Genomic DNA, 848 nt, shown 5'->3' with positions numbered 1-848 from the left:
ATTGTGGAGGCTTGTTGTGGCATGCGCTTGTAAAAAACTGACAGACTAAGATGAGCGTGCTGTTATCGAGTGACTTGAGACGGAGAGACGCCATAAGTCTGCTTAAAGGCTTTGCTGAAATGCGCCTGATCGTAAAAACCAATTTGATGCGCGACTTCAGTACCGCATTGTCCTGCTTGTAGCAGCTTCATCCCTTGCTCGAGTCGTAAACGGGCAAACCACGCATACGGTGTCATGCCGGTTTGCGCTTTGAAATGGCGTTGAAATTGAGTCGGGCTTAGCTGGCAAAGCTCAGAAAGAGACTCCAGCCGTACCGATTGGTCGAGGTTCGCCATTAAGTAATCTTTTAAGGTGTTGAGAGATTGCTTACCTAATGGAATGACTTTTTGACTTGCCAGCGATACGTAGAGGTCAAAGCGTTGGTTAAATCCCTCAAACGGCAGACAATCTTTGGTTAACTGACTGAGATTTTCGCGTCTCAACAGAGCATGTAAGTTACTAAGTTGTGAAAATATCTGTGGATCGGAGATGATCAACTCATTAAAGCGGATAATTTGACCATTTTGCTTAAGATCTGCCAGATCGCTAAGTAAGTGTGGTTCGATCGAAAAAACATTCACTTGATAGCCACTGGCAAGCTTAGATTGGCCGTCGTGCAGTTCATCGGGCGGCATAATAACGATTTGCCCATGACCGACTTGGTGATGAGAGCCTTGATAATGAAACTTCTGCTCACCATGCGTGATCAAGCCGAGGTGAAAATCCAAATGATAGTGCCTTTGAAAGGCAAACTTTTGGTATTTCGCCTCGATCAGACTCAGTTGGTCATGGTCGGTCGCGTAGTATTG

The 848-nt window shown here is 45.6% G+C and carries 1 protein-coding gene; it reads right to left on the bottom strand.

Features of this window, described 5'->3' with window-relative positions:
• Nucleotides 1–62: 62 nt before the first annotated feature.
• Nucleotides 63–848: AraC family transcriptional regulator (locus R7P74_RS25605; protein ID WP_318123453.1), on the bottom strand; the 786-nt coding region annotated here is incomplete at its 5' end.

It is taken from the genome of Vibrio sp. 2033, assembly GCF_033339735.1.
Note: the sequence above shows the minus strand (reverse complement) of the source record. Positions and strands in the feature narration are given on the sequence as shown.